Source organism: Pseudomonas sp. DCB_AW (genome assembly GCF_026240895.1).
Taxonomy (GTDB): domain Bacteria; phylum Pseudomonadota; class Gammaproteobacteria; order Pseudomonadales; family Pseudomonadaceae; genus Aquipseudomonas; species Aquipseudomonas kermanshahensis.
Window position 1 is genome coordinate 1 of record NZ_JAPFCE010000071.1, and the last position, 25878, is coordinate 25878.

Consider the following 25878-nt stretch of genomic DNA (forward strand, 5'->3'; position numbering starts at 1 on the left):
AGGCGCTGCTGCCGCTGGCCGAGGTCGGCCCTGGGCGCGAAGCCCTCGATGCCATCGACAGCGCCTTTGGCGCACGCCTGAAAAAACTCGGCCTCAGTGGAGACGCCGCATGACTTCCCTCGTCTACCAGATTGACTGTGCTTTCACCGGCCTCTTCGCAGCACAAGGCTGCTCCTACAAGGGCGTGCCTGCCTCAGAACAGGGCTGAAGACAGCTTGCGGCGATAGACGCTCACCAGCGGATGATCACCGCCCAGCAGTTCGAACACCTGCAACATCGCCTTCTGCGGCAACCCGTTCTCGTAGCCGCGGTTGCGCTTGAACAGCTTCAACAAGCCTTCCAGCGCCGCCTCGTACTGCTGACGGGCCAGTTGTTGAATGCTCAACTGGTAGGCCGCTTCATCGTCTTCTGGGTTCTGCGCCAGGCGGCTCTTCAGGTCGGCGACTTCCGGCAGGCTGGCAGCCTGGCGCAGGAAGGTCAGCTGTGCCTTGGCTCCGGCAAGGGCTGCCTTGTGCTCGTCGGTCTTGACCGCGTCCAGCACCACCTGGGCCTCGCCCAGCTCGCCCCGCTCAGCCAGGCAACGGGCGTACAGGATCAGCGCCTCGGCATTGCTGTTGTCTTCACCCAGCAGCGCCTGGAGCAGTGCTTCGGTCTCGGCGAAGCGGCTTTCGGCGAACAGCGCCTTGGCCTGCTCCAGCGGCGATGCGGCAGGCTCGGCCGGCATCTGCACGTGCGGTTCGAGCAGCGCGCGGATTGCCGACTCCGGCTGCGCCCCGGCAAAACCGTCGACCGGCTGGCCGTCTTTGAACAGCACCACGGTCGGCAGGCTGCGAATGCCGAACTGGGCGACCACCTGCTGCTCCACGTCGCAGTTGATCTTGGCCAGCAGTAGCTCGCCCTGGTAACCCTCGGCGATTTTCGCCAGCAGTGGCATCAGCGCCTTGCAGGGCGCGCACCACTCAGCCCAGAAGTCCACCAGGACCGGTTTGTGGAAGGAGTTTTCGATGACCAATTGCTGGAAGGTGGCATCGGTGGCGTCGAAAATGTACGGCGTGTCTTGGCTCATCGCGACTCTCGCAAACTCGTGAATGGCACCACTATAAAGGCTCGCGGCTGGCGTGGTACAGGCTGACCCGGCGGAATTCGTGGGGCTCGGCCAGGTCCGGCAGGGTCAGTGCGTCGAGCACGCCCAATTGTTGGTACAGCGGGTGGCTGAAGTCGCGAACCCGCGAGTCGGCGACCAGCGCCTGGCGACCGCGGCCGAGGAAGGCATCGAGCAGTGGCAGGTTGGCGCGGTCATACAGCACATCGGCGACCAGGATCAGGTCGAAGCGGTCGTCCTCGGCGAAAAAATCGTTGCTGTAGCCGAGCTCCACGCCGTTCAACGCGGCGTTGGCGCGGCAGGCGTCGAGGGCCAGTGGGTCGAGGTCGCACGCCACCACTTCAAGGGCGCCTGCGCGGGCTGCGGCAATGCCGGCGATGCCGCTGCCCGCGCCAAAATCGAGCACACGCTTGCCCGCCACCCATGCCGGGTGTGCGGCCAGGTAGCGGGCCATGGCCAGGCCGCTGGCCCAGCAGAAGCTCCAGTACGGAGGTTCTTCGAGAATGCGCCGGGTTTCTTCGCTGCTGAAGGCGCGGTCCATGTTCTGGTCGTCGATCAGCCACAGTTTCAATTCGCAGTCAGGCAGGTCGCTGACCACCAGGCGCGCCTCGCCGATCAGGCCACTGAGGGCCTGTTGCAGTGCCAGTGGCGCCACTTACGGTGCCTTCTCGAAACGCAGCGGGCCGGTGGCCTGGGTTTGCGGCTGGGCGATGCGCACAGGGGGCAGGTGCATGATCAACTGCCCGGAGCTGCTGGCGCGGCCGCGCAGTTCGACGCGGGCACCGGCCGGGAAGGCTTCGGGGTTGAAGCGCAACTGATAAGGCAGCGCCTGCCCGGTGCCGGTCAGGTTGCTGCTGGCCAGCAGGCGTTGCGGGCGGTCGCGTTCGTCGATCACCAGCAGGGCCAGCTCCACGTCGGCGCCGGCCGGGATTTCCAGCAAAGTACCGCTCAGCTCACGCTGGTAGGCGGGCAGCGGGCCAAGCGGTTGGGCCTTCTTGGCCACTTTGGCTGGCGCAGGCGCCTGGCCTTGATCGGGCTTGGGCTGGTCGCTACCGCAAGCGGCAAGCAGGGCGGCGCAGCACAGCACGACGAGCGCTCGATAGTGCATTGGGGCTTCCTTCACGGGCAGATTTCCCTGGATGTTAACCCCTTTGGCTTGTCTTGCCAGTGGGATGCGCTACCATGGCCCTCCCTTTTTTTGTTGCCTGCCACCATGCACTGTCCCTTTTGCGGTGCCAACGACACCAAGGTCATCGACTCTCGTCTTGTCGCCGAGGGCGAGCAAGTGCGCCGCCGCCGCGAGTGCGTTGCCTGCGGCGAGCGTTTCACTACCTTCGAAACCGCCGAACTGGTGCTGCCCCGGCTGATCAAGCAGGATGGCACGCGCCAGCCTTTCGACGAAGACAAGTTGCGTGCAGGCATGCAGCGGGCGCTGGAAAAACGCCCGGTCAGCGTCGAGCGCCTGGAAGCGGCGCTGGCGCACATCAAGAGCCGCCTGCGTGCCACCGGCGAGCGCGAGGTCAAGTCACTGGTGGTGGGTGAAATGGTGATGGCCGAGCTGCGCAAGCTCGACGAGGTGGCCTATATCCGCTTCGCCTCGGTCTACCGACGCTTCCAGGACCTCGACGAATTCCGCGAAGAAATCGACCGCCTGGCCCGTGAGCCAGCTAAAGAGTGAGCATGCCCAGCCAGACCGCGATCCTCGATGCCCACTACATGGCCCGCGCCCTGGAGCTGGCCCGCAAGGGTATTTACAGCACCCACCCCAACCCGCGTGTGGGGTGCGTGATCGTGCGCGATGGCGAGGTGGTCGGCGAAGGCTGGCACGTGCGCGCCGGTGAGCCCCATGCCGAGGTGCATGCCCTGCGCCAGGCCGGTGAGCGCGCCCGCGGCGCTTGCGCCTATGTCACCCTCGAACCGTGCAGCCACCATGGCCGCACGCCGCCGTGTGCCGAAGCGCTGGTCAAGGCTGGCGTGGCCCGCGTGGTGGCCGCGATGCAAGACCCCAACCCGCAAGTGGCGGGGCAGGGGCTGCGGCGCCTGGCAGAGGCCGGTATCGAGGTCAGCAGCGGTGTGCTTGAAACTGAGGCCCGCGCGCTCAACCCAGGTTTTCTCAAGCGCATGGAGCATGGCCTGCCGTTTGTCAGGGCCAAGCTGGCCATGAGCCTGGACGGCCGCACGGCCATGGCCAGCGGCGAAAGCCAGTGGATTACCGGCCCTGCCGCCCGCGCTGCGGTTCAGCGGCTGCGCGCTCGCTCCAGTGTGGTGCTCACCAGTGCCGCCAGCGTGCTGGCCGACAATGCGCGTATGACGGTGCGTGGCGCAGAGCTGGGCCTGGACGACGAAACCCGCGCCCTGGCCTTGAGCCGCACGCCGTTGCGCGTGCTGATCGATGGCCGCCTGCGCCTGCCGCTTGATGCGCCGTTTTTCCAGGCCGGCCCGGCCCTGGTGGTGACGGCCGCCGCTGAAGCGCCGCGTTACGCCGAGGCAGGCCATGAGCTGTTGAGCCTGCCAGGCACCGATGGCCAGGTCGATCTGCCTGCGTTGATGGGTGTGCTGGCCGCGCGTGGCGTCAACGAGATTCTGCTGGAAGCCGGCGCAGGCCTGGCTGGCGCGTTCGCCCGGCAAGGCCTGATCGACGAATACCAGTTGTTCGTCGCCGGCACCTTCCTGGGTTCCCAGGCCCGCCCGCTGCTGGACTGGCCCCTGGCGAAGATGAGCGAAGCACCGCGACTGAAAATTACCGAAATGCGCGCAGTGGGCGATGACTGGCGGGTCACGGCCGTCCCCCTGCCGGCGCCCGGCGTATAATGCCAGGCTTGCCCTGCGCAACCCGTTCTTGAGGAAGACCCCATGTTCACCGGCATCATCGAATCCATCGGCACCATTCGCAGCATGACCCCCAAGGGCGGCGACGTGCGCGTCTACGTCGAGACCGGCAAGCTCGACCTGGGTGACGTCAAGCTTGGCGACAGCATCGCCGTCAACGGCGTGTGCCTGACCGCCGTCGAACTGCCGGGCAATGGGTTCTGGGCCGACGTCAGCGTCGAGACCCTCAAGCGCACCGCCTTCATCGACCTCAAGAGCGGCAGCAAGGTCAACCTGGAAAAAGCCCTGACCCCCACCACCCGCCTGGGCGGTCACCTGGTCAGCGGCCACGTCGACGGCGTCGGCGAAATCATCTCGCGCAGCGATAACGCCCGCGCCATCCAGTTCCGTGTGCGTGCACCCAAGGAGCTGGCCAAGTACATCGCCCACAAGGGTTCGATCACCGTCGACGGCACCAGCCTGACGGTCAATGAGGTCAATGGCGCCGAATTCGAGCTGACCATTGTCCCGCACACCCTGTCCGAAACCATCATGGCCGACTACCGCGCAGGTCGTCGGGTCAACCTTGAGGTCGACCTGCTGGCCCGTTACCTGGAGCGTCTGCTGCTGGGTGACAAGGCGGCCGAACCGAGCAAGGGCAGTGGCATTACCGAAAGCTTCCTGGCCGCCAACGGCTTCTTGAAATCCTGATTGAGAAGGGGGTGCCGAGTGGCGCTCAACAGCATCGAAGAACTGGTCGAAGACATCCGCCAGGGCAAAATGGTCATCCTCATGGATGACGAAGACCGCGAAAACGAAGGCGACATCATCATGGCAGCCGAGTGCTGCCTGCCTGAGCACATCAACTTCATGGCCAAGCACGCCCGCGGCCTGATCTGCATGCCGATGACCCGTGAGCGCTGCGAAACGCTGAAGCTGCCGCTGATGGCGCCGCGCAACGGCTCCGGCTTCGGCACCAAGTTCACCGTGTCGATCGAAGCCGCCGAAGGCGTCACCACCGGTATTTCCGCTGCCGACCGCGCGCGTACCGTGCAAGCGGCCGCGGCCAAGGACGCCAAGGCCGAAGACATCGTCAGCCCGGGCCACATCTTCCCGCTGATGGCCCAGCCCGGCGGCACCCTGGCCCGTGCCGGCCACACCGAAGCCGCCTGCGACCTGGCGCGCATGGCAGGCTTCGAGCCGAGCGGCGTGATCTGCGAGGTGATGAACGATGACGGCACCATGTCGCGCCGTGCCGAGCTGGAAGTGTTCGCCGCCGAGCATGGCCTGAAGATCGGCACCATCGCCGACCTGATCCACTACCGCATGATCCACGAACGTACCGTGCAGCGCGTTTCCGAGCAGCCGGTCGAAAGCGAATTGGGCGAGTTCAACCTGGTCACCTACCGCGACGCGGTGGAAGGCGATGTGCACATGGCCCTGACCCTGGGCAAAATCTGCGCTGAAGAGCCGACCCTGGTACGCGTGCACAACATGGACCCGCTGCGCGACCTGCTGCTGGTCAAGCAGCCGGGCCGCTGGAGCCTGCGCGCGGCCATGGCTGCCGTGGCCGAGGCCGGCAGCGGCGTGGTGCTGCTGCTGGGCCACCCGCTGGACGGCGACGTGCTGCTGGCGCACATCCGCGAAAGCGCGGGCGATGCACCGACCAAGGCACCGACCACCTACAGCACCGTCGGCGCCGGTTCGCAGATCCTGCGCGACCTCGGTGTGCGCAAGATGCGCCTGATGAGTTCGCCGATGAAGTTCAATGCGATATCCGGATTCGATCTGGAAGTTGTAGAATACGTGCCCTCCGAGTGACTTGAGACGGCGCGCGCGCCCTCACGCTCGAGTCCAAACCCTCCCGAGGCCGCCAGCGAGCGGCCTCGCTCTTGAAGATGAGAACATCGGAATGACCCTGAAGACCATCGAAGGTACCTTCATCGCCCCCAAAGGTCGCTATGCTTTGGTGGTTGGCCGCTTCAACAGCTTCGTCGTCGAAAGCCTGGTAAGCGGTGCCGTTGATGCCCTGGTACGCCACGGTGTCAGCGAAAGCGACATCACCATCATCCGTGCCCCGGGCGCGTTCGAAATCCCGCTGGTGGCACAGAAGGTCGCCCAGCAAGGCGCGTACGACGCGATCATCGCCCTGGGCGCCGTGATCCGCGGTGGTACCCCGCACTTCGAATACGTGGCGGGCGAATGCACCAAGGGCCTGGCCCAGGTGTCCATGGAGTTCGTTGTTCCGGTGGCCTTCGGCGTTCTGACCGTCGACTCCATCGAGCAGGCCATCGAGCGTTCCGGCACCAAAGCCGGCAACAAAGGTGCTGAAGCTGCCCTGTCCGCTCTGGAAATGGTCAGTCTGCTGGCGCAGTTGGAGGCCAAGTGATTAGCGACGAAAGCGATCGTTTCAACCCGCGCGATCCAAAACCTGCGGATGCCGGCAAGCCCTCGAAGAGCGCCAAGCGCCGCGAAGCCCGCAAGCTCGCGACTCAGGCGCTGTACCAGTGGCACATGGCGCGTCAGTCGGTGAACGAGATCGAAGCGCAGTTCCGGGTCGATAACGATTTCACCGATGTCGATGGCGCCTACTTCCGCGAAATCCTGCATGGGGTTCCGACCAAGAAGGACGAGATCGACGCGGCCCTGACGCCTTGCCTGGCGCTCGCGCTGGAAGAGCTCGACCCGGTTGAACTGGCTGTGTTGCGGTTGTCCACCTGGGAACTGATGATGCGCGCCGATGTGCCGTACCGCGTCGTGATCAACGAAGGTGTCGAGCTGGCCAAGGTCTTCGGTGCCACCGACGGCCACAAGTTCGTCAACGGCGTGCTGGACAAGCTCGCCCCTTCGCTGCGCGAAGCGGAAGTCAAGGCGAACAAGCGCTGATCCCGGCGCTGGCGGACCATGGGTGAGTTCGAGCTGATCAGCCATTTCTTTGCCGCCGCGCCCTGTGCGCAAGGCGGTGAGGGCGTGGCCCTGGGCATCGGTGATGACTGCGCGCTGCTGGATGTGCCTGTTGGCGAGCAACTGGCGGTGTCCACCGACACCCTGGTGGCCGGCGTGCATTTCCCTGCGGTCTGCGACCCTCTGCTGCTCGGCCAGCGCTCGCTGGCCGTGGCGGCCAGTGACCTGGCGGCGATGGGCGCTACCCCCATCGGCTTCACCCTTGCCCTGACCCTGCCCGAGGTCAGCGCCGACTGGCTGCAAGCCTACGCTGACGGCCTCAACCGTATGGCCCGGCAGTGCCAGTTGAGCCTGATTGGCGGTGATACCACCCGTGGCCCCTTGAGCATCACCCTGACCGTGTTCGGCCGCGTGCCGGCCGGGCAGGCGTTGCGCCGTGGCGGTGCCCGCCCGGGTGACCTGCTGTGTGTAGGCGGTGAACTGGGCAACGCTGCGGGCGCCTTGCCGCTGGTTCTGGGCGAGCGCCATGCCGATGTTGCCCTTGCCCAGCCGTTGCTCGACCACTACTGGTCGCCCTCGCCGCAATTCACCTTGGGCCAGCTGTTGCGCGGGCGTGCTACGGCGGCACTTGATATTTCCGACGGCCTGCTGGCCGACTGCGGGCATATCGCCAAGGCGTCCCGCGTGGCGCTCGAGGTGAACCTGGACCAGGTGCCGGTGTCATCCGCTTTGCAGGGCTTCCTCGGTCATGAGGCTGCCGTGCAGGCTGCCTTGACCGGGGGTGACGACTATGTGCTGGCGTTCACCTTGCCGCCGGCTCAGCTTTCATCCCTGCAGGCCCAAGGCCTGGCGACGTTCCATGTCATCGGGCGGGTGCTCGAAGGCCAGGGCGTCAGCCTGCGTGACGGGCAGGGCCAGGACATCACCCCGCGGCAACGCGGCTATCAACATTTTAGGGAGACACCGTGACCGATCACCCCAATCAGGTGCCTGCGGAGTTCGTTCCGCCCTCGGTCTGGCGCAACCCCTGGCACTTCATCGCCTTCGGCTTCGGTTCCGGCACCTTGCCCAAGGCACCGGGCACCTGGGGTTCGCTGGTGGCCATACCCTTCATACCGCTGTGGCAGATGTTGCCGGATTGGGGCTATTGGTTGCTGCTGGGCATTACCATGCTGTTTGGCTTCTGGCTGTGCGGCAAGGTCGCCAATGACTTGCGCGTTCACGATCATGAAGGCATTGTTTGGGACGAGATGGTCGGCATGTGGATCACCCTCTGGCTGGTGCCAGAAGGCTGGCAATGGTTGCTGGCAGGGTTCCTGATGTTCCGTTTCTTCGACATCCTCAAGCCGTGGCCGATTCGCTGGATCGACCGCCATGTGCATGGAGGGGTCGGGATCATGCTCGACGATATCCTGGCCGGCGTGTTCGCTTGGCTGGGCATGCAAGTTCTGGTGTGGGCGGTTGCCTGAGGCAGGGAGCGCGTGAATGGCCATAAGGACTGTGCTGTTGGCAATGCTGCTGGGTTGTGCTCCCTGGGTGGGGGCGGCCGAAGGTGTGCCAAAGCAGGTCCATCTGGTCAGCGAAGAATGGCTCGACTACACCAACGCCAACGGTACCGGGGTTGCCTGGGATGTGCTGCGCAAGGTGTTCGAGCCGGCCGGGGTCAAGGTCGTCACCCAGAGCGCGCCCTACAGCCGTGCAGTTGGGCTGGTAAAGCGGGGCGAAGCTGATGCCTGGGTAGGCTCCTACAAGGGCGAGAGCGAGGATAATCTCTACCCGCGCTGGCACTTCGACATGGACCACATCTATGCCTTGGGGCTTGCCAGCAAGCCGGTACCTACGCCGAGCACGGTTGGCCAGTATCGCCTGGCTTGGGTGCGTGGCTACGACTACGCCAGCTACTTGCCCAATGCCCATGACTACCGCGAGATTCAACGCCGTGAAGGCATTTTGCCGATGCTCGAGCACGACCGTGTGGACTTCTACATCGATGCGCTGACCGAGGTCGACTACGTGCTTGGCCAGGCGTCGGAGCCTGCACGCTTTCGTAAAAGCCACGTCGCCGAACTGCCGTTGTACCTGGCGTTCGCCAATAACGATGAGGCCAAGGCACTGCTGGAGCTGTTCGACAAGCGCATGGCCGAGCTGGTGCGCAGTGGTGAGTTGAAGCCGATTTTCGAACACTGGAAGCAGCCGTATCCCTTCACTGCCGACAGCAAGCCGCTGTAGGAGCAGCCTTGTGCTGCGAAGAGGCCGGTGACAAGCGCAACGATCGGTGCTGCTCCAGCGGGCCTCTTCGCAGCACAAGGCTGCTCCTACAGAGGGTGCGGAAAAATAAGCATCGAACTTTTCGATCTTAAACCGCGGTATTCAGCCAGCGCACTGGCGCCGACCTGCTGATACAATCGCCCCACGAGAAATTTACTACTTATTTCAGGAGCACAACGTGCCCGTCGTCTTTGTTGCCGCCTCTAAACTCCCGACCCCGTTCGCGACTTTCACCATGCATGGCTTCCTCGAAGAAGCCACCGGCCGTGAGCACGTGGTGCTCAGCCTGGGTGATATCGCTGACGGTGAACCGGTGTTGGGGCGCCTGCACTCCGAGTGCCTGACCGGCGATGCCCTGTTCAGCCAGCGCTGCGACTGCGGTTCGCAACTGGAAGCCGCCCTGCAGGCCATCGCACGTGAAGGCCGTGGTGTGCTGTTGTACCTGCGTCAGGAAGGCCGTGGCATCGGCCTGTTGAACAAGATCCGCGCCTATGAGCTGCAGGACGGTGGTGCCGACACGGTCGAAGCCAACGAGCGCCTGGGCTTTGCTGCCGACCAGCGTGACTACGCCATCTGCCTGCCGATGCTCGAACACTTGGGTGTGAAATCCCTGCGCCTGATGACCAACAACCCGCGCAAGGTCAAGGCACTGACCGACATGAACATCGTCGTCGCCGAACGCGTGCCGCTGCACACCGGCCATAACCCGCACAACCGCTACTACCTGGCGACCAAAGCCGGCAAGCTCGGCCACATGCTGGGCAACGAACACCAGGGCGAGGTGCCCCAGGCGTGACCCGCGCCGAGGTCAAGCGGCGCCTGGCGCTGGCCTGGTGGCAATACCTGGCGGTGGGCCTGGTGCCGCTGCCGGTGATGGCCTGGGCGTTTGGTGGCGGTGATGCGTTGATCCCGGTGCTGGCCATGCCACTGTTCATCGCGGGTGCGGCGACCATGTTCCTTAGCCTGCCGCGCTTCGGTGCCTACAAGCGTGCGCTGATCGCGACCTCCAAGGTGCTCGGCAGCACCGAAGAGCCGGCAGCCTGGATAACGCTGGCGCGGGTGCGGCGCATCGCCATGCTGTATGCCTGCTTCCCCGCCTGGGTTGCCGCGCTGTCGGTGCTGGTGGGGCTGGAGGCCGTGCCGCAAATCCTTTTGGCGCTGTCCACCGTGGTGGTGCTCTACCTGTACCGCATCCCACGTCAGCTGGGCTGATGCGCAGCCTTCTCTGGCTACTGGCGCTGTGCGCCTGTAGCGCCAGCGCCGGCGAGCCCCTGCGGGTGGTCAGCCTGGCACCTTCGATGAGCGAAATCATGCTTGAACTGCACGCCGATGACCTGTTGGTCGGCGTGCTCGACGGCGGTGATCGCCCGCCAGCATTGCGTGAGGTGCCTTCGGTCGGCCGCCAAGGCCAACTGAACATGGAGCGTCTGCTCAGCTTGCAGCCTGACTTGTTGCTGCTCTGGCCCGGCAGTGTGGCACCAGCACAGCGTGATCAGCTCAAGCGCCTGGGCATCGCCACCTTCAGCGCCGAACCCCACGACATCGACCAGTTGATCGATCAGATCGAAGCCATCGCCCTGCGCGTCGGCCGCGAAGGGCAGGGCCAGCAATACGCCCAGGCCCTGCGTGACAGGCTGCGGCAACTGCGCCAGCAGTATCGGCGTGAGCAGCCGCTGCGCGTGTTCTACCAAGTCTGGGATCAGCCCTTGTACACCCTGGGTGGCAGGCAGGTGGTCAGCGACGCGCTGGCCGTATGTGGCGCGCGTAATGTGTTCGCCGACCTCAACCAGCCAGCCCCTCAGGTGAGCGTGGAGTCTGTACTGCTGCAAGACCCGCAGGTGATTCTGGCGGGTGATCAGGCGCAGTTGGACAGCTGGAGGGCCTGGCCACGCCTGCGTGCAGTGGCCGATGAGCGCTTGCTGGTGGTGCCCGACAAAGGGCTGGAACGGCCCAGTGGGCAGATGATCGAGGCCACCGCCCGCTTATGCGCGTTGCTCGAAGCTAAAGCGCCGGCGTCCAGGTGACGCTGAACAGCACGGTGCGGCCTTCTTCGCGGTAGCTGTGGCTGGCGCCTTCATAGCTGTACAGGGCGCGGCTGTGGGTGTGGTCCAGCAGGTTGTCCAGCTTCGCTTCCAGTTTCAGTTCATCCGTTGCCGCCCAGCTACCGCGCAGGCCGAGCAGGCCAAAGCCGGCGAGCCGGTTGCGGTTGGCTTCGTCATCGTAGCTGGCGCTGACGGCTTGCCAGCTTCCGCCCACACTGAACCGCCCAAATGCGCGGTCCAGGTCCAGGCTCACGGTACGGCGAGCGCGGCGGGCGAGGGTATGGCCACTGTCGCGGTCGCGCGGGTCGATCAGCGCCAGGCCGAGCTGGCTGCGCCATGCGCCCCATTGCTGGTCGAGGGACAACTCAACGCCGTTGATGCGCGCCGAGGCGACGTTGCGCGGGATCGCGTCCTGGCCAAAGATGATCGCGTCGCGCAGGTCGGTGCGGTACAGCGACGTCTCCAGGCGGCTGTCCGAGGTGAGCTGGCTGCGCCATTGCAGTTCGTAGCTTTTGGAGTGCTCTGGGCTCAGGTCTGGGTTGCTGAATGCTGGGTAATACAGGTCGTTGAACGTTGGGGCTCGGAAGCCTTCGCTGTAGGACAGCAGCACATCGTTGGACGCGTTCACGGGTACGGTAAGGCTACCGCTCCAGGTGGTCTGGCCACCGAACTGCTGGTTTTGGTCGCGGCGCACGCCCAGCTCGGTGGAAAACTGCTCTCCCCGGTACCGATGTTGAACGAAGGCCGCCCGGTTCCAGCGGCTGTCTTCGGTGAAGTCAGTGCTGCCGTGCACGCGGTCTTCGTACCAATCCCCGCCGATCAGCAGCGTGTGCTGGTCGTTCAAGGCCAGGTCGTTTTGCCAGGTGAGTTGATCACGATAGGTGTTGAACACGAAGCGCTCATCGCTGAGCTTGTCGCGCTTGTCGTCCCGGTTTTCGCTGTGGGCAAGGTCCAGGCGCGAATGCCAGCTGTCGTTGAGCTGGGCATCGAAGTAGGTGCCCAGGCTGCTGACGCTGAAATCGGTGTAGGGCTTTTGCCCGAAGCTCTCGAAGGTGACCGGGTTGAAGCCACCGAACGGGTTGTCGTATTCACTGCGCCCATGGCTGTCGAGCAGGTTGAGGCCGGCCTCGAAGCGTTCGCCGAAGGTGTGGCTGAGGCTCAGGTTGAATGACTTGTTGCGGTACGCATCGTGATCCCCATCGCTGGCAAAGGACGGGCCGGTGGCGTCGATGCCGGCAGTTTCGTCCAGGCTGGCGCCCAGGTTGAAGCGGGTGGCGCCGTTGCCACCGGCCAGGCCCAGGCTGCGTTGGAAGGTCTGGTTGCTGCCGGCGGCCAGGCGCAGGCGCGGTTGCAGGCCAGGGCCGCTGCTGCGCCGGGTGAAGATCTGAATCACGCCGCCAATGGCATCGCTGCCGTAGATCGCCGAGCGGGAGCCGCGCAGTACTTCGACACGCTCGATCTGGTCGACATCGAGAAATTGCAGGCCGCTGTCGCCGGAGGTGGCGTTGGCGATGCGCACGCCATCGACCAGTACCAGGCTTTGCGCTGCCTTGGTGCCGCGGATGAAGATACCGGGCAGGCTGCCGCGCCCCCCCGTGGGAGCGACTTGCACGCCGGGGACGCGGGCTAGCAGGTCGGTGACGCTGGTGGGTTGCAGGCGGTCAATGTCGGTGCGGGTGAAGACGGTGTTGGCGGCGCTGGTGGCGGTGCGCGACTCGACTTGGCGGTTGGCGCTGATCAGCACATCGGGGAGTTTCAGGGCGTCGTCGCGTTCAGCGGCTAGAAGCGGCAGCGGTAGGCACAGGAGGGTGGCGGTGAAGCTCGGGATTTTCATGGGCATTACCATTTTGCGAGGGCTGCGCCCTCGATCGCGACGCAAGGCCGCTCCTACAGGGCCAGCGCAATCCTGTAGGAGCGGCCTTGTGTCGCGAAAGGGCCGCAAAGCGGCCCCAGGGGTTACAAGCCGAGCTTGGCCATACGCGCTTTAACCGAAGCCTCGATGCCAGCAGCATCCAGCCCACACTCAGCCAGCATCTGCGCCGGCTTGGCATGCTCGACATAAATGTCCGGCAAGCCCAAGTGCAGCAGCGGCTTGACCAGGGCCTGGCTAGCCAGGAACTCACCCACGGCAGCCCCTGCACCGCCCATGATGGCATTTTCTTCGATAGTCACCAGCAGTTCATGGCTGCCCGCCAATTCGAGTACCAGTGCCTCGTCCAGTGGCTTGACGAAGCGCATGTCGACCACCGTGGCGTTGATCTGCTCGGCAACCTGCAAGGCTTCGGTCAGTTGCACGCCAAATACCAGCAGGGCGACTTTCTCACCCTGGCGGCGGATGACGCCCTTGCCGATTTCCAGGGGGGTAAGGTCCCCACTGATCGGTGCGTTGGGGCCGGTGCCGCGCGGGTAGCGCACTGCCGCCGGGCCGTTGTACAGGTGGCCGGTGGTGAGCATCTTGCGCAGTTCGTTCTCGTCGCTCGGGGTCATCACCAGCATGCCGGGGATGCAGCGCAGGTACGACAAGTCGTAGCTGCCGGCGTGGGTCGGGCCGTCTTCACCCACCAGGCCGGCGCGGTCGATGGCGAACAGCACATCGAGGTTCTGTACCGCCACGTCGTGGATCAGCTGGTCATAGGCGCGCTGCAGGAACGTCGAATAGATCGCCACCACCGGCTTGCTGCCTTCGCAGGCCATGCCGGCGGCCAGGGTGACCGCGTGCTGCTCGGCAATCGCCACGTCGAAGTAGCGCTCCGGGTAGCGTTCGCTGAAGTCGACCAGGTCGGAGCCTTCCTTCATCGCCGGGGTAATGCCAACCAGGCGATTGTCGCTGGCGGCCATGTCGCACAGCCACTGGCCGAACACGGCGGAGTACTTGGGCCCGCTGGGTTTTTTCGGCGCGGCGGGCTTGTCGGCGGGCTCGAGCTTGGTGATGGCGTGGTAGCCGATCGGGTCGACCTCGGCCGGGGCGAAGCCTTTGCCCTTCTTGGTCACCACGTGCAGGAACTGCGGGCCTTTGAGGTCACGCATGTTGCGCAGGGTGGCGATCATGGTCGGCAGGTCGTGGCCGTCGATCGGGCCGATGTAGTTCCAGCCCAGTTCTTCGAACAGGGTGCCGGGGACCAGCATGCCTTTGGCATATTCCTCGGTGCGACGGGCGATTTCCCACGCGCCTGGCAGGCGCGAAAGCACCTTCTTGCTGCCCTCGCGCATGCTCGCGTAGGTGCGGCTGGAGAGAATCTTGGCCAGGTAGTTGGACAGGCCGCCGACATTGCGCGAAATCGACATGTCGTTGTCGTTGAGGATCACCAGCATGTCGGCGTTGACTTCCTGGGCGTGGTTCAACGCCTCGAAGGCCATGCCGGCGGTCAGGGCGCCGTCGCCGATCACCGCAATCGACTTGCGTGCGCTGTTCTGCAGGCGGGCGGCGATGGCCATGCCCAGCGCTGCACTGATCGAGGTGCTGGAGTGGCCGACGCCAAAGGTGTCGTACTCGCTCTCGCTACGGCGCGGGAAGGCGGCGATGCCGTCCTTCTGGCGCAGGCTGAGCATGCGCTGGCGGCGGCCGGTGAGGATCTTGTGCGGGTAGGCCTGGTGGCCGACGTCCCACACCAGCCGGTCGTCCGGGGTGTCGAAGACGTAGTGCAGGGCGATCGTCAGCTCGATCACGCCCAGGCCGGCACCAAAATGCCCACCGGTCTGTCCCACGGTGTAGAGCAGTTCCTGGCGCAACTCGTCGGCCAGGGTCTCCAGGTCGGCTTCGGCCAGCCGGCGCAGGCCGGCAGGCGTGTCAGCGCGGTCGAGCAACGGCGTGACCGGGCGTTCGCGGGGGATCTCTTGAAACGTCGTGGGCATCAGGCGAGTCGTTATAGGTGTGAAGACGCGGCAGTTTACCCCATTGTGGGAAAAGTGCCCATTGAGAGGGGGTAGCACGGGGCTGCTTTGCAGCCCATCGCCGGCAAGCCAGCTCCCACACGTTCAGCGTTTTGCTGTGGGAGCCGGTTTGCCGGCGATGGGCCGCATGGCGGCCCCGTTGAATCAGTTGCGGCGTTCGACGATGTAGCGCGCCAGCGCCCGCAGCGGCTCGGCAGTTTCACCAAACCCTTGCAATGCGGCCAGCGCCTGGTCGCGCAGTTCGATTGCATAGGCCTTGGCGGCCTCCAGGCCAAGCAGGGCCGGGTAGGTCGGTTTGTCTCGGGCGATGTCGGCACCCTGGCGTTTGCCAAGGGTGGCGGTGTCGCTTTCTACGTCGAGGATGTCGTCCTGCACCTGAAACGCCAGGCCAATGGCCTGAGCGTAGGTCTGCAAGGCATCCAGTTGCGCCGGCTCGGCGCGGGCGCTGGCCAGGGCGCCCAGGCGCACGCTGGCTTCGATCAGCGCGCCGGTCTTGTGCCGGTGCATGAATTCCAGCGCCTGCTGGTCCAGCTTGATGCCCACCGAGCCCAGGTCGATGGCCTGGCCACCCACCATGCCGGCTGGGCCGGCAGCCTTGGCCAGGGCCTGGACCATGGCCAGGCGAAGGGCGTCGGACTGCGGGCTCAGGCGTGGGTCGAGCAGGGCGCTGAAGGCCAGGCTCTGCAGGCCGTCACCGGCGAGGATGGCGCAGGCTTCGTCGAAGGCTTTGTGGGTGGTCGGTTGGCCGCGACGCAGGTCGTCGTCATCCATCGCCGGCAGGTCGTCATGCACCAGCGAGTACGCGTGGATCAGTTCGACCGCGCACGCTGCACCGTTGGCCTGTTCGGCAGGTGCACCCAGGGCTTCGCAGGCCGCGTAAGCGAGCAGCGGGCGTACACGCTTGCCGCCGTTCATCACGCTGTAGCGCATGGCGGCGTAGAGGCGCTCGAGTTCTTTGGTAGGTGCTTGAAACAGCGGTTCGAGGGCGGCGTCGACGCGGGCCTGGCAGTTGGCCTGGTAGGTGCTGATCATGCTTCCGGCTCCGCGTCGAAGGGCTGGGCTGCCAGCTCACCGTCGCGTTCCAGAAGGATTTGCACTTTCTGCTCAGCCTGGGCCAGGGCGCCCTGGCAATCGCGGGTCAGGGCGATGCCTTGCTCGAAGGCGGCCAGCGAATCTTCCAGCGACAACTCGCCGTTCTCCAGGCGCTCGACCAGGGCTTGCAGGTCTGCGAGGGATTGCTCGAAATCGAGGGAGGCTTTTTTGCGGGCCATGGCGACTGTCTCGGTGGCGTTCTGAACGGCGCGACACTAGCAGAGCGGGGCAGGGGGAGCAAACTTGTGTGGGTAGGGCTATGCGGTCGGGCGTGATAGTTGTTGCGCATTCGAGATCGAGCGCCGCCCGCGCGGCGCTTCGCAGCACAAGGCTGCTCCTACATCTGGTTTGGGCCAGTCATGCCTGTGATAAAGGCGATCACGCGCGTTTGTCGCAGGAATAATTGGCCCAAAAAAATGTAGGAGCAGCCTTGTGCTGCGAAGCGCCGCGCTGGCGGCGCCCGATGTGCGCGCCGCCATCTTCCTTAAGCCAAGCGCTTGGAAGCCATCAAGCCGTAGCCGCTTCGCGCTCCACCATCGCCTCGCGGTACCGCGCCAGCTCTTCAATGGTCAGCACCGGCAAATTGTACTGCCGCGCATACACCGCCACCTGCTCCCCACGCGCCATGCTGCCGTCGGGGTTCATCAGCTCGCACAACACCGCTGCCGGCCGCAGCCCGGCCAGGCGCGCCAGGTCGACCGAACCTTCGGTATGGCCGCGGCGGGTCAGCACACCACCATTGCGCGCGCGCAGCGGGAACACATGCCCAGGGCTGACGATATGCCGTTGCTCGGCGGTCGAGCTGAGCGCCGCAGCGATGGTGGTGACACGGTCTTGCGCCGAAACGCCGGTGGTGATGCCGTCCGCCGCCTCGATGGTGACGGTGAACCCGGTGCCATGGCGCGCCTGATTGTTCTGCACCATCGGCGCCAGTTGCAGGGCGTCCACGGTCGCTTCGTCCAGGCACAGGCAAACGATGCCGCTGCAGTCACGAATCATCATGGCCATAGTTTGCAACGAGATGTTTTCGGCGGCGGCAATGATGTCCGCTTCGTCCTCGCGGTCATCGTCGTCCAGCAGCAGTACGGGGCGCCCGGCCTGAAAAGCGGCGATGGCGGCAGAAATGTTGGGGTATTGCTTTTGCAGCATAGGGGACATGAAACGCTCCTCGTAAATGATCGATGAACGTCTCGGGGCGAACAAAACGCGCGCGCAGGGGCGCCCGAATGGCCCCTGCCTGACGCCTTCTTTCATCCGGACTATGACCGTCGGCTCTGGAGTCTCACCAGATCTGCTGACCCCCGGCATGGCCGGGGCGCTCGCGGGCTCATCTTTCGATTTACCGCCGGTGGGGACTTACACCCCGCCCTGAAGACCCGGCAAGCATACCCCACAGAGCCACCCTGCTGGCAACCCGCCTGGCTAAGACCTTAGGCGAGCATCGGCGGTATCATGGCAGGCATGTTCTACTCGGAATCGACAGCATGGACATTCTCCAGGTCGCCGGCGGCAAGCCGATCAAGTTGTGGACCGACGGCGTGCCGATCGAAGACGAAGCGCGCCAGCAGTTGCTGAACACGGCCAAATTGCCGTTCATCTTCAAGCACCTGGCCGTGATGCCGGATGTGCATCTGGGCAAGGGCTCGACCATCGGCAGCGTGATCCCTACCGTTGGCGCTATCATCCCCGCCGCCGTTGGCGTGGACATCGGCTGCGGCATGATCGCCGCGCGGACTTCGCTGCACGCCCGCGACCTGCCCGACAACCTGCACGGTTTGCGCACGGCGATCGAGCAGGCCGTGCCCCATGGCAAGACCTTCGGCCGCCACGACCAAGGCGCCTGGGACAACGTGCCAGCCAAGGCTGACAAACGCTGGGGCACGCTGGCAACGCGCTTCAAGGCCATCACCGACAAGTACCCGCGGCTGGAGAAAACCAATAACCGGCATCACCTGGGCACCCTGGGCGGCGGCAATCACTTCATCGAGGTTTGCCTGGATGAGGCCGACCGCGTGTGGTTCATGTTGCACAGCGGCTCGCGTGGCGTTGGCAATGCGATCGGCAACCTGTTCATCGAATTGGCCCATGCCGACATGCGCCAGCACCTGGCCAACCTGCCGGACAAGGACCTGGCGTACTTCGAGGAAGGCAGCCGCCACTTTGCCGACTACGTCGAAGCGGTTGAGTGGGCGCAGGACTTTGCCCGGCAGAACCGCGAACTGATGATGCTGGCAGTGGTTGCCGCGACCCGTAGGGTGCTTGGCCGGCCGTTCGAGGCCAGCCTGGAGGCGGTGAACTGCCACCACAACTATGTGCAGCGCGAACAGCATTTCGGGCGCGAAGTGCTGGTGACGCGCAAGGGCGCGGTGTCGGCGCAGAAAGGGCAGTTGGGCATCATCCCCGGTTCGATGGGGGCAAAGAGTTTCATCGTGCGCGGGTTGGGCAATGAAGAGGCGTTCTGCTCTTGCAGCCATGGGGCCGGGCGGGTGATGAGCCGAACCCGGGCCAAAAGCCGCTTCACTGTGGAAGACCAGCGACGGGCCACTGCGCATGTGGAGTGCCGCAAGGACAAGGCGGTGATCGATGAGATACCGATGGCCTACAAGGACATCGATGCGGTGATGCGTGCGCAGCGCGACCTGGTGGAGGTGGTGCACACGCTGCGCCAGGTGGTGTGTGTGAAGGGGTGACTGGGCCGGCCTCTTCGCGGGGCAAGCCCGCTCCCACATAATCTGCACTGCCCTCAGGACCGGAGGGGTAACCTGTGGGAGCGGGCTTGCCCCGCGAAGAGGCCGGCGCAGGTTTACCGAGACATTCCTTCAATTACGCTTTTCAGCGAGGCCGGCAACATCGGCCCATGCCCCAACCCGTCGAACCGCTCGAAGCGCACCTGCAACCCAGGCACCTTGGCCAGGTCCGCTACCAGCTCACGCGCCGGCCGCTCCGCGTCGCCTTTCACCGCTGCACGCGGGTTCGACGACTCATCGCCACCGCGCATCAGCACCAGCCTCGGGCGGCTGCCACCCAAGCGCTGCTGCAGCCCCTCAGCTTCCCGAACAATCGCCCCGTCATGCCACCACAGCGACGGGCTGGCCGCTGCGTAGTCACTGAACTCGGCCGGCCGGGTGAACAGCGCATGCAGCACCGCCAGGCCGCCATAGGAATGCCCCCACAGTGTTTGCCGTTGCAGGTCGATCGGCGCTACAGCGGCGACCATCGGCCGCATGCGCTGGCTCAGCAGGTCGAAAAACGCCTCCACGCCACCGCTGGGCTGGCCCGTCAGCGGGTCGCGCTGTTCCGCTTGCCCAGGCAGTGCGGGGGTGTAGTCATACGTTCGCCCGGCACGTTCGATGCGTTGGTCGGTCTGGTAGCCCACGGCGACCAGCAACGGGGCTTGGCCTGCGGCAAGCTTGCCCAGTTGTTCGCTGTCCAGGGCACCCAGCGCGGCGTTGCCGTCGAGCATCCACAACACCGGGTAGCCCGCCGCGGGCGCCGGGCGATTCGGCTGGCCGATCCATAGACGGTAATGGCGCTGGCCATCGGCCGAATCCAGGTCATGCTGGCTGAAGCGATAGGCCAGGTTCTGGCGCTGCAGCAGCGACGTGTCCATTTTCTGATCGCGCACCGGTTGCGCCAGAGCTGCTGGTGCAGCGAGGGCCAGTGCCATGGCCAGGTACAAGGGCATTTTGCTCATCGGGGAATCTCGCTCGGTCGTTGGTGTTGATCAACGGCTAATGAATACGTGCCTGCCGGTGTGTCGAACCTGCAGCGTGTAGGTCTGTGCCAGCATGGCCAAGGCCAGCGGCAAGTCATCGATGGGGAATGTGCCAGACACCCGCAGCTCACCCAGCACGGGGTCGCACTCAAGCTGTTGGTCGGTGTAGCGCATCAATTCATGCGCCCACAGCCTTACTGGCATGTCGTCGGCCACCAGCAAGCCGTTGCGCCACGCCAGGGTGGTCTCCCGGGCCTGCTCGATGAGCCCCATGCGCTCGCGGCTGAAACGAACTTGTTGCCCAGCACGGATGATGTTTTCGCCAGGGGCCACGCTGGCGTGTTCTGGGCGAACCTGTACGGCGCCTTCGTACACCGCTAGCAAGGTTTCATCGGCCAGCTGGCGCACGCTGAATCGCGTACCCAACGCGAGCAGTTGGCCTTGCTGGGTCTGTGCCATGAGCGGGCGTGGGTCGGCAGCGGTCGCGATGTACACCTCGCCACGGCGCAGGTGCAGCAAGCGTTGCGCGCTGTTGAAAAGCACGTCCACGGCGCTGTCGCTATTGAGGGTGATCTGTGTGCCGTCGGCGAGCCGTGCGTGTTGGCGTTCGCCCACAGACGTCTGGTAATCGTTGCCAACGCCTGAGCGCCATGCCCACCAGCTGAGCGGTGCGGCACCGATCAGCAGAAGCAGCCCGCGCAGCACAGCGCGCCTGCCTGTCGGGCGATCCAAGGTCTGCTTGGCCAGCGTTGGAGGCAGGCTGCCCAGGCGTGTTAGCAGGCGCTGTGCCCTTTGCCACGCCCGTTCATGCTCAGCACTGGCACGCCGCCAGCGCTCCAATTCGCGCTGTTGCGCTGGCAGCAGCGGCCCTTCCTGCATCAGCATCAGCCAGGAGGCCGCTTGGGCAAGCACCTGTTGGGGGATGGCATCGTCAAGCGGGGCCGTGCGGTTATTCATCGGGCATCTGCGTCAGGCAGGCCAGGTAGGCCTCGTGGATGTACTTCTTGACCGTCGGCAGCGCGATGTTCAGGGCCACGGCAATGTCTTTCTGCTTCATGCCGTCCAGCGTTGCCATCAGAAACGCCTGCCTCACGCGGGGCCGCAGCGTATCCAGCAGCGTGTCGATCTCGTGCAGGGTCTCGAGGATCACGCTTTGCAGTTCAGGCGAAGGGTGCTCGGGTTCTGGCAGCAACTGCAACGCCTCGAGCCAAGCACGCTCCAGCGACTGCCGGCGCCGCCAGCTGACCAGCACACAATTGGCGATGCGGGTTAGGTAGGCGCGTGGCTGACGGATCGGTTCGACCCGCGCACCCTCCCGGCTGGTAAGCACCCGTAGGAAAATGTCATGCGCCAGGTCATCGGCCACCCCGCGTCCCCACGACCTCAGCCGGTAGGCGAGCCAGTTACGTAACCAGGCGTGATTCTCGATGTACAACGTCTCGACGCTGCACGGCTCGGTACTGTTCGGCGGGGAGAAGGGCGCATTCATCGTGGGTTGAGTCGGTGCAAGACTGTCGCAAATGAAAACCATTATCACTAGAATTGCTCAGATCACAAGGCCGAACCGGCAAATTCAGCCGGTGGCCCTGCACACATATCCTTTTTTCGATCTCGTGCGACAGAGGAGGTAACAGCCCGCAGCCAGTGGTGGGCGCACACCCTACGAGCGAGAAAAGCATGCTCCCAGTACGTTGTCCTTCACCTGCTCCACGCCCTCGACTTTGCCTGTCGCCCATCACCTTCGCCCTGCGTTGCACGATGATCAGTTGCTGTGGCGCCGGGTTGCTGAACAGCAGCCTGGCCCTGGCCCAGGGCACCGGCACGGCTGCGGTCGCCGCGACCCGCCTGGACGATGCCACGCCGCGTGACTACAACATTGCCAAAGGCCCGCTGGGCGCAGCGCTGGGCAGTTTCACCAGCCAATCCGGGCTGCTGGTGTCTTATGATCCTGACCTGACCCGCGGGCGCACGGCGCCGGCCCTGAAGGGGCGGTACACCGTCAGTGAGGGCATCCAGCGGTTGCTGGCCAATACCGGGCTGCAGCTGGTGGCGAGCTCGACCGGCAGCTACGTGCTGATGGCGCAGGGCGCTGCAACGCGTGCTGCAGCAGAGTTATCGCCGACGATGGTCGACGCTGCCGCACAGGGGCCTCAGGCGGATACTTACCGGGCCCCACGCTCATCGGTGCACCTGAGCAGCGAACAGATCGACCGCTTCGGCCGGGTCTCCGTGGGCGATCTGCTCAACGGTGTGCCGGGCGTGCAAGTCGGTGACACTCGCAACGGCGGCGCCCTGGACGTCAACATTCGCGGTATCCAGGGGCAGAGCCGGGTAGCGGTGAAGGTCGATGGCTCGGAGCAGGCCCTGGATGTCTATCGCGGTTATGGCGGCACGCAGCAGCGCAGCTACATCGACCCCGACCTGATCAGCAGCCTGACCGTGAACAAAGGGCCGTCAACCAAATCCGGAGCGATTGGCGGCACGGTGGAAATGCAGACGATCGGCGTGCAGGACATTCTGGTCGACGGCAACCAGGTTGGCGTGCGCCTCAAGGGCGACCTCTGGGACAACGGCGTAGCCCCCGCCCATCGCAGTTCCAGTTCCAAGGATGAAAGCCTGTCGGCGCCTCCGCGCGACAACCGCGCCAGCCTGTTCGGCTCTGAAGCCGAATCGGGCAGCGCCGCGTTTGCCTTTACCACCGAACAGCTGGATGTGGTGGCGGCCTACGTGCACCGCAACCAAGGCAACTACTTTTCCGGCAAGAAAGGCCAGGACCGCTACCGCCTCTACAACGATTACGGCAGTGAACAGCCCAGCGTGGCGATGACCTATAACGCGGGCGAGGAAGTGCTCAACTCCTCATCGAAAACCGACTCGTACCTGCTCAAGGCGACCTGGCGGATAACCGACGATCACACCCTGGACTTGGGCTACCGCCGCTACGACGGGCGCACTGCCGAGATCATGCCCTCAGACATCTACCGCTTCGGTACCGCCGGTATTTATCAGTACCCCTTGGGCGAGGTGAAGATCGATACCTATACCGCACGCTACCACTACCTGCCCGCCGGCAACCCGTGGGTCGACCTGACCAGTAACCTGTGGATGACCGACGCCAAGACCAGCTCGTTGAGTTCGGCATGGACGGCGCCGGTGTCCCAGTTGTTTCGTTCTGACCGCAGTTGGACACGCCAGGACAACCGCCGTATCGGCGGCGACCTGAACAACCTCTCCAGGTTCGAAACGGCCCATGGCGACTTCAAGCTTGACTTGGGTGGCGCGTTCCAACTGGAAGACCTGCAACCGCAGAAAAGCGTGCTGATCACCCAGCACGACGTCGATGCCAACCGCACCCTGCGCGATGCTTCGCGGCAGGAATTCAGCTTCAACGGCAAGCTCGAGTACCAGCCGATCGAGCAATTGACCCTGTGGGGCGGGGGCCGTTACAGCCACTTCCGCACCAAAGACAATACCGTGCTGGCCACCGCCCGCCGCGAGGATCGCGACGTGCGCTACATCTCGGCGAGTGGCCCCAAGGGCTGGGGCAGCATGACCTGGTTCCCCGACCAGAATGGCCAGTACACCGACGCCACCGACCCCCGGCTGAACAACGGCATCGTCTTCAGCAACAGCAACGAGCCATTCAACGGTGTGCGCTTCAATGACTTCGGCGCGACCAGCGTTCAGGTCAGCCCCGAAGGCATCAGCAGCGTGGTCACAGGCTACGACCATACCCCGCAGGGCAGCAGCAGCGGTGGCGGCTTTTCGCCGGCATTCGGCATCAATGTCGAGCTGATGCCCGACACGTACTTCTATGTCACCTACACCCAAGGCCTGCGCCTGCCGTCACTGTTCGAGACCAGCCAGGGCACTCAGCAAGTCAGCCCCGGCAAAAGCCTCAAGCCCGAGCGCTCGCAGAGCTGGGAAATCGGCGTCAGCGCCTTGCGCGACAACCTCTTTACCGATCACGACTCAGCCGCGATCAAGCTGGCCTTCTTCGACAACAAGATCAAGCACTACATCACCCGCTATTACGACCCGAGCCCTGGCCTGTGGGGCCAGATGACCTTCAGCAACACCGACAGCTTCAGCACCCGCGGCCTTGAACTGCAGTCAAACTACGATGCCGGCCGTGTGTTCGCCGACCTGTCGGCCACCTACTACCTCAAGACCGAGACCTGCGACGCGGACTTTGCCGGCAAACTGCGCGCCACCGCCAACCCTTACCAGAAGACCCAAGACACGCCAAACTGCACACCGGGCAGCTACATGGGCTCCTACACCAACACCCAGAACCCACCACGGTTCTCCGCCAACCTGACCACTGGCCTGCGTTTCTTAGACGAAGCATTGACGGTAGGCGGGCGCGTGACCTACACCTCCGGGCCTACCAGTACCCTCGACAAGCCCTGGCAGTCCGGCGCTACCACGCCGCAGGTCGAGTACCGCTCGGTGGCGCTGTTCGATCTGTTCCTCAAGTACGCGCTGCTTGAGAACACCGAGGTGAATGTTTCGCTGCAGAACCTGACTGATCGCTATTACCTGGACCCGCTGGCGCAGAGCTTCATGCCGGCTCCCGGGCGGACGGTACGAATGGGGGTGGTGACTAGGTTTTGAAGGTAGGTGAGGGCGGTGGCACGGCGGGTTTGCCATCGCCTTTGAGTGGTCTTGCTAAAGCGGGTTTTAGTAGGGGATGGCTTTCAAGCAGGCATTAAAAAGCCGGCTTGTGGCCGGCTTCTCGGGGACGCTTCCGACTAATTTATGGTAAGCCGCAACCGCCTTAACTGTGTGGTCACAAGGACCTGATAGAGATGGTCAACGCCCGTGTGGGGTGTCGCCGAGCCCTCTGGACCGCGGCTTGCGCCGGTCGGGGCTAAATGTGCCGCGTAGCATACAAGGGCTTGCGCAGTATGCCCAGCAAAAAATGGCACAGCGTGTTTCAGCTGGGGCGATGGCGGCGGAAATGCGACCAGTGGAAGACCCAGCCGAGAATCTCCAGGCCTTGGGCCTGGCGCTGGGCGCGGGTGTAGCGCTCGACGGCGTAGTTGCGCCGGTCATGGCTGTGCAGGTACAGGGTGCCGTGCGGGCCGAGGCTGAGGTTGTTCACCCTCAGGGTGCCGTTGTGCAGCAAGGCATAGGTCTCGCCCTCGATGACTTCGGTCATGCTCAGGTCTACCGCCAAGGTGGCCTCCAGCGGGATCAGCGGGGCCATGTTGGCGGCAGGCATGGCCAGGCAGATGGCATTTTGCGCAGCAACGCCCAGCGCCTTTAACGCCGTGGTGGGCAGGCGCAGGTGATGGTTGGCCACGGGGGCAAGCAGGCCGTGCTGCAGTGCGTAAAACGGCACCTGCAGCAGCCGGCCGCTGTGTGCTGACAGCGGGGTGGGCGGGTTGGTGTGCGGTGGCCGTGGCGGGCCGCTGCGCAAGATCGGGTTGGGGTGCTTGGGGCCTTCGCCGCTGCGCAGCCAACGGCGATGCACGCAAAACAAGTCGGCCATTTCATCGAGGCGAGCCAACGGAACACCCCGTCTGAACCAGTTATTGACGTGCTGGGGTGTGACGCTGCGTTGGGCAGCGAAATCGGAAGGGGTCAAGCCACATTCGTGCAGGAGGGCTTTGAGGCGGTCACCGGATGTGTTCATGGCCGCAAGTGTAGCGGCCGGGTGCCAGCTGGCATATGAACCGGATGTTGATGCGGCTTGTGCGAAAGGTGCTTGGTTGTAGGGCGTTGGAGTAGGGCGATGTAGGAATTTTTACTGGAGGGTGTTCCCTCGCGCATAAAAAACCCCGCCGAGGCGTAATGCTGTTCACTTAAGTTATCCATCGCCTGTATTGGGGCCGCTTTGCGGCCCATCGCGGCACAAGGCCGCTCCCACAATGTTCGCGCATGCCCTGTAAATAGGGGCATAACGCGGTCGGTGTGGGAGCGGCAGGTAGCACGCACAGTGCTACCTGTATGCGCTGGGCTGGCGTCCGTCCGGGCGTCGTTTCCGTCAACCCGCAACCAGGCTGGTGCGTTGTCCCATGTCCAATGACCTCCTGAGTCGTCCACGAGGA

General features: G+C 64.5%; 26 protein-coding genes and 1 riboswitch. Of the genes, 14 read left to right on the forward strand and 12 right to left on the reverse strand.

The window, feature by feature from the left end:
• Nucleotides 1–193: 193 nt before the first annotated feature.
• From trxA to OO306_RS23950, 3 genes are read right to left on the reverse strand one after another with little or no spacing between them, the layout of a single operon-like run.
• Nucleotides 194–1066 (reverse strand): thioredoxin, encoded by an 873-nt coding sequence (trxA, locus tag OO306_RS23940; RefSeq protein ID WP_099452764.1) that lies wholly within the window; start codon nucleotides 1064–1066, stop codon nucleotides 194–196.
• A gap of 31 nt (nucleotides 1067–1097) precedes the next feature.
• Nucleotides 1098–1757 (reverse strand): methyltransferase, encoded by a 660-nt coding sequence (locus OO306_RS23945; RefSeq protein WP_085274018.1) that lies wholly within the window; start codon nucleotides 1755–1757, stop codon nucleotides 1098–1100.
• On the reverse strand, nucleotides 1758–2210 hold the full coding sequence (locus OO306_RS23950) for a YbaY family lipoprotein (protein WP_027594905.1): 453 nt from the start codon (nucleotides 2208–2210) through the stop codon (nucleotides 1758–1760).
• 105 nt (nucleotides 2211–2315) lie between these two features.
• Here OO306_RS23950 and nrdR point away from each other — a divergent pair, with 105 nt between their 5' ends.
• From nrdR to OO306_RS24010, 12 genes are all read left to right on the forward strand, one after another.
• Nucleotides 2316–2780: a transcriptional regulator NrdR gene (nrdR, locus tag OO306_RS23955; protein ID WP_009685710.1), complete on the forward strand. Its 465-nt coding sequence runs from the start codon at nucleotides 2316–2318 to the stop codon at nucleotides 2778–2780.
• A 2-nt stretch (nucleotides 2781–2782) separates the two neighbouring features.
• The gene (ribD, locus tag OO306_RS23960) at nucleotides 2783–3913 is read left to right on the forward strand and encodes a bifunctional diaminohydroxyphosphoribosylaminopyrimidine deaminase/5-amino-6-(5-phosphoribosylamino)uracil reductase RibD (RefSeq protein WP_265970080.1); all 1131 of its coding nucleotides are present in this window, start codon (nucleotides 2783–2785) and stop codon (nucleotides 3911–3913) included.
• 42 nt (nucleotides 3914–3955) lie between these two features.
• The gene (locus OO306_RS23965) at nucleotides 3956–4621 is read left to right on the forward strand and encodes a riboflavin synthase (protein WP_027594907.1); all 666 of its coding nucleotides are present in this window, start codon (nucleotides 3956–3958) and stop codon (nucleotides 4619–4621) included.
• Between the two features lie 18 nt (nucleotides 4622–4639).
• A complete protein-coding gene (gene ribBA / locus OO306_RS23970; RefSeq protein ID WP_012270288.1) occupies nucleotides 4640–5731 on the forward strand; it encodes a bifunctional 3,4-dihydroxy-2-butanone-4-phosphate synthase/GTP cyclohydrolase II in 1092 nt (363 codons plus the stop codon).
• Between the two features lie 91 nt (nucleotides 5732–5822).
• On the forward strand, nucleotides 5823–6299 hold the full coding sequence (gene ribE / locus OO306_RS23975; RefSeq protein ID WP_265970081.1) for a 6,7-dimethyl-8-ribityllumazine synthase: 477 nt from the start codon (nucleotides 5823–5825) through the stop codon (nucleotides 6297–6299).
• On the forward strand, nucleotides 6296–6796 hold the full coding sequence (gene nusB / locus OO306_RS23980; RefSeq protein WP_027594908.1) for a transcription antitermination factor NusB: 501 nt from the start codon (nucleotides 6296–6298) through the stop codon (nucleotides 6794–6796). The genes ribE and nusB overlap by 4 nt, the downstream gene beginning before the upstream one ends.
• A gap of 18 nt (nucleotides 6797–6814) precedes the next feature.
• Nucleotides 6815–7783, forward strand: coding sequence for a thiamine-phosphate kinase (gene thiL / locus OO306_RS23985; protein WP_265970082.1), 969 nt, complete (start codon nucleotides 6815–6817; stop codon nucleotides 7781–7783).
• Nucleotides 7780–8283, forward strand: coding sequence for a phosphatidylglycerophosphatase A (locus OO306_RS23990; protein WP_027594910.1), 504 nt, complete (start codon nucleotides 7780–7782; stop codon nucleotides 8281–8283). The genes thiL and OO306_RS23990 overlap by 4 nt, the downstream gene beginning before the upstream one ends.
• A gap of 16 nt (nucleotides 8284–8299) precedes the next feature.
• Nucleotides 8300–9043 (forward strand): ABC transporter substrate-binding protein, encoded by a 744-nt coding sequence (locus tag OO306_RS23995; protein ID WP_265970083.1) that lies wholly within the window; start codon nucleotides 8300–8302, stop codon nucleotides 9041–9043.
• Nucleotides 9044–9260: 217 nt separating this feature from the next.
• Complete coding sequence (gene ribA / locus OO306_RS24000; protein ID WP_027594912.1) at nucleotides 9261–9878, forward strand: GTP cyclohydrolase II; 618 nt, start codon at nucleotides 9261–9263, stop codon at nucleotides 9876–9878.
• A complete protein-coding gene (locus tag OO306_RS24005; protein ID WP_252826562.1) occupies nucleotides 9875–10294 on the forward strand; it encodes an MFS transporter in 420 nt (139 codons plus the stop codon). The genes ribA and OO306_RS24005 overlap by 4 nt, the downstream gene beginning before the upstream one ends.
• Nucleotides 10294–11106: a cobalamin-binding protein gene (locus OO306_RS24010; protein WP_265970084.1), complete on the forward strand. Its 813-nt coding sequence runs from the start codon at nucleotides 10294–10296 to the stop codon at nucleotides 11104–11106. Before OO306_RS24005 ends, OO306_RS24010 begins: the two co-directional genes overlap by 1 nt.
• Here OO306_RS24010 and OO306_RS24015 read toward each other — a convergent pair.
• The 5 genes from OO306_RS24015 to ribB form a co-directional block, all read right to left on the reverse strand.
• Nucleotides 11084–12958: a TonB-dependent receptor gene (locus OO306_RS24015; RefSeq protein ID WP_265970085.1), complete on the reverse strand. Its 1875-nt coding sequence runs from the start codon at nucleotides 12956–12958 to the stop codon at nucleotides 11084–11086. The two genes, OO306_RS24010 and OO306_RS24015, sit on opposite strands and share 23 nt — an antisense overlap.
• A gap of 122 nt (nucleotides 12959–13080) precedes the next feature.
• Nucleotides 13081–14976 carry a 1-deoxy-D-xylulose-5-phosphate synthase gene (gene dxs, locus OO306_RS24020; RefSeq protein WP_265970086.1) on the reverse strand — a complete coding sequence of 632 codons (1896 nt, stop codon included), beginning with the start codon at nucleotides 14974–14976 and terminating at the stop codon, nucleotides 13081–13083.
• A 183-nt stretch (nucleotides 14977–15159) separates the two neighbouring features.
• Nucleotides 15160–16047 carry a (2E,6E)-farnesyl diphosphate synthase gene (ispA, locus tag OO306_RS24025; RefSeq protein WP_027594917.1) on the reverse strand — a complete coding sequence of 296 codons (888 nt, stop codon included), beginning with the start codon at nucleotides 16045–16047 and terminating at the stop codon, nucleotides 15160–15162.
• Nucleotides 16044–16286, reverse strand: a complete 243-nt coding sequence (locus tag OO306_RS24030; protein WP_027594918.1) for an exodeoxyribonuclease VII small subunit — start codon at nucleotides 16284–16286, stop codon at nucleotides 16044–16046. The genes ispA and OO306_RS24030 overlap by 4 nt, the downstream gene beginning before the upstream one ends.
• Before the next feature lie 328 nt (nucleotides 16287–16614).
• Nucleotides 16615–17265 carry a 3,4-dihydroxy-2-butanone-4-phosphate synthase gene (gene ribB / locus OO306_RS24035; protein ID WP_186703991.1) on the reverse strand — a complete coding sequence of 217 codons (651 nt, stop codon included), beginning with the start codon at nucleotides 17263–17265 and terminating at the stop codon, nucleotides 16615–16617.
• 80 nt (nucleotides 17266–17345) lie between these two features.
• Nucleotides 17346–17487: riboswitch (FMN riboswitch) on the reverse strand.
• A gap of 95 nt (nucleotides 17488–17582) precedes the next feature.
• Between ribB and OO306_RS24040 the strand changes: the two genes are divergently transcribed.
• On the forward strand, nucleotides 17583–18797 hold the full coding sequence (locus OO306_RS24040) for an RtcB family protein (protein WP_265970090.1): 1215 nt from the start codon (nucleotides 17583–17585) through the stop codon (nucleotides 18795–18797).
• A 113-nt stretch (nucleotides 18798–18910) separates the two neighbouring features.
• Here OO306_RS24040 and OO306_RS24045 read toward each other — a convergent pair whose 3' ends face one another.
• From OO306_RS24045 to OO306_RS24055, 3 genes are read right to left on the reverse strand one after another with little or no spacing between them, the layout of a single operon-like run.
• Nucleotides 18911–19801 (reverse strand): alpha/beta hydrolase, encoded by an 891-nt coding sequence (locus tag OO306_RS24045; RefSeq protein ID WP_265970087.1) that lies wholly within the window; start codon nucleotides 19799–19801, stop codon nucleotides 18911–18913.
• A gap of 30 nt (nucleotides 19802–19831) precedes the next feature.
• Nucleotides 19832–20779, reverse strand: coding sequence for a FecR domain-containing protein (locus tag OO306_RS24050; protein WP_265970088.1), 948 nt, complete (start codon nucleotides 20777–20779; stop codon nucleotides 19832–19834).
• Complete coding sequence (locus OO306_RS24055; protein ID WP_099452776.1) at nucleotides 20772–21311, reverse strand: sigma-70 family RNA polymerase sigma factor; 540 nt, start codon at nucleotides 21309–21311, stop codon at nucleotides 20772–20774. Before OO306_RS24055 ends, OO306_RS24050 begins: the two co-directional genes overlap by 8 nt.
• Before the next feature lie 188 nt (nucleotides 21312–21499).
• On the opposite strand from OO306_RS24055, the gene OO306_RS24060 reads away from it, so the two are divergent.
• Nucleotides 21500–24439: a TonB-dependent receptor gene (locus OO306_RS24060; protein ID WP_265970089.1), complete on the forward strand. Its 2940-nt coding sequence runs from the start codon at nucleotides 21500–21502 to the stop codon at nucleotides 24437–24439.
• Nucleotides 24440–24761: 322 nt separating this feature from the next.
• Here the strand turns inward: OO306_RS24060 and OO306_RS24065 are convergent, their stop codons facing one another.
• Nucleotides 24762–25463 (reverse strand): XRE family transcriptional regulator, encoded by a 702-nt coding sequence (locus tag OO306_RS24065; RefSeq protein WP_099428232.1) that lies wholly within the window; start codon nucleotides 25461–25463, stop codon nucleotides 24762–24764.
• Nucleotides 25464–25878 lie beyond the last annotated feature (415 nt).

Excerpts from the sequence above, each read along its gene's own strand:
- trxA (WP_099452764.1), bottom strand. The coding sequence starts at position 1,066 with ATGAGCCAAGACACGCCGTACATTTTCGACGCCACCGATGCCACCTTC.
- OO306_RS23950 (WP_027594905.1), bottom strand. The coding sequence starts at position 2,210 with ATGCACTATCGAGCGCTCGTCGTGCTGTGCTGCGCCGCCCTGCTTGCC.
- nrdR (WP_009685710.1), top strand. The coding sequence starts at position 2,316 with ATGCACTGTCCCTTTTGCGGTGCCAACGACACCAAGGTCATCGACTCT.
- ribD (WP_265970080.1), top strand. The coding sequence starts at position 2,783 with ATGCCCAGCCAGACCGCGATCCTCGATGCCCACTACATGGCCCGCGCC.
- OO306_RS23965 (WP_027594907.1), top strand. The coding sequence starts at position 3,956 with ATGTTCACCGGCATCATCGAATCCATCGGCACCATTCGCAGCATGACC.
- ribE (WP_265970081.1), top strand. The coding sequence starts at position 5,823 with ATGACCCTGAAGACCATCGAAGGTACCTTCATCGCCCCCAAAGGTCGC.
- thiL (WP_265970082.1), top strand. The coding sequence starts at position 6,815 with ATGGGTGAGTTCGAGCTGATCAGCCATTTCTTTGCCGCCGCGCCCTGT.
- OO306_RS23995 (WP_265970083.1), top strand. The coding sequence starts at position 8,300 with ATGGCCATAAGGACTGTGCTGTTGGCAATGCTGCTGGGTTGTGCTCCC.
- OO306_RS24010 (WP_265970084.1), top strand. The coding sequence starts at position 10,294 with ATGCGCAGCCTTCTCTGGCTACTGGCGCTGTGCGCCTGTAGCGCCAGC.
- OO306_RS24015 (WP_265970085.1), bottom strand. The coding sequence starts at position 12,958 with ATGAAAATCCCGAGCTTCACCGCCACCCTCCTGTGCCTACCGCTGCCG.
- dxs (WP_265970086.1), bottom strand. The coding sequence starts at position 14,976 with ATGCCCACGACGTTTCAAGAGATCCCCCGCGAACGCCCGGTCACGCCG.
- ispA (WP_027594917.1), bottom strand. The coding sequence starts at position 16,047 with ATGATCAGCACCTACCAGGCCAACTGCCAGGCCCGCGTCGACGCCGCC.
- OO306_RS24030 (WP_027594918.1), bottom strand. The coding sequence starts at position 16,286 with ATGGCCCGCAAAAAAGCCTCCCTCGATTTCGAGCAATCCCTCGCAGAC.
- ribB (WP_186703991.1), bottom strand. The coding sequence starts at position 17,265 with ATGTCCCCTATGCTGCAAAAGCAATACCCCAACATTTCTGCCGCCATC.
- OO306_RS24045 (WP_265970087.1), bottom strand. The coding sequence starts at position 19,801 with ATGAGCAAAATGCCCTTGTACCTGGCCATGGCACTGGCCCTCGCTGCA.
- OO306_RS24050 (WP_265970088.1), bottom strand. The coding sequence starts at position 20,779 with ATGAATAACCGCACGGCCCCGCTTGACGATGCCATCCCCCAACAGGTG.
- OO306_RS24055 (WP_099452776.1), bottom strand. The coding sequence starts at position 21,311 with ATGAATGCGCCCTTCTCCCCGCCGAACAGTACCGAGCCGTGCAGCGTC.
- OO306_RS24060 (WP_265970089.1), top strand. The coding sequence starts at position 21,500 with ATGCTCCCAGTACGTTGTCCTTCACCTGCTCCACGCCCTCGACTTTGC.
- OO306_RS24065 (WP_099428232.1), bottom strand. The coding sequence starts at position 25,463 with ATGAACACATCCGGTGACCGCCTCAAAGCCCTCCTGCACGAATGTGGC.